This is a genomic window from Vibrio sp. 1402, from assembly GCF_033340275.1.
Genome location: NZ_JAWOWE010000140.1, coordinates 1 through 870 on the forward strand (window position 1 = coordinate 1; position 870 = coordinate 870).

General features: G+C 47.9%; 1 protein-coding gene. It reads right to left on the bottom strand.

Annotated elements, in window-relative coordinates:
* A partial coding sequence (gene glnL / locus R7044_RS24660) for a nitrogen regulation protein NR(II) (RefSeq protein WP_263857033.1) occupies positions 1–733 on the bottom strand: 733 nt, incomplete at its 3' end.
* Between the last annotated feature and the right edge of the window lie 137 nt (positions 734–870).

Sequence of the window (870 nt, forward strand, 5' to 3'; positions counted from 1 at the left end):
CTTGATGAGCAAGAATTTGTGCCGCGTTGCTGACGATGTTCAGCATCGCTTGTTCTATTTGATCCGCATCCATCAAAATCTCGGGCAAGCTAGGGTCGTAGTCACGTTCGATGATGATAGAGTTTTGAGATTCTAACTCGACCAGTTGGCGTACTTTCTCCAGAATTTGGTGTAGATTTTCTTGTGTCTTTTTGCCCGGTTTCTGTGGGCCAAGTAGGCGGTCGACTAACGCTCTTAATCGATCGGCTTGTTCGATAATGATGTGGGTGTATTCGGTTAACGATGGATCGGGCAACATTTTTTCCAGCAGCTGCGCCGCACCGCGTAATCCGCCAAGTGGATTTTTGATCTCATGAGCTAAACCGCGCACGAGCAGTTTGGCGGCTTGTTGCTGTGCGTGTTGGTTGAGCTCTTGAGTGAGGCGTCGTTGTTGATCTATTTTGCGCATTTCAACCAACAGCATGAGCTGTCGTTGCCAAGTGATTGGACTTACTGTGACTTCCAGCATTAGCGGACGACCATCGACGACAAACGTCACGTCACTGTCGGTAATGCTTTGGCCACTTTGCAATGGCTGAGTCAGTAAGGCCAAGTCCAACGATGCATGCTGAATCAGTTGAGAAAGCGATTGTTCGACAATGCGTTTGGCGCTTTGCGAAAACAACAGCTCAGCGGCTGGATTGGCATAGCGGATGGCCAATCCATCATCAAGAATCAGCGTTGCTGTGACCATGTTGTTGAGTATGGCACTAGGGAGACTGGTATCCACATTACGTCCTTGTTTGCGTTGAGATTGTGCGATGCACAATAATGGTGCAATAGAACGTTAAGTATGGCGAAGAAAGCTCAGAAGAAAAAGTAAAAAGCCTC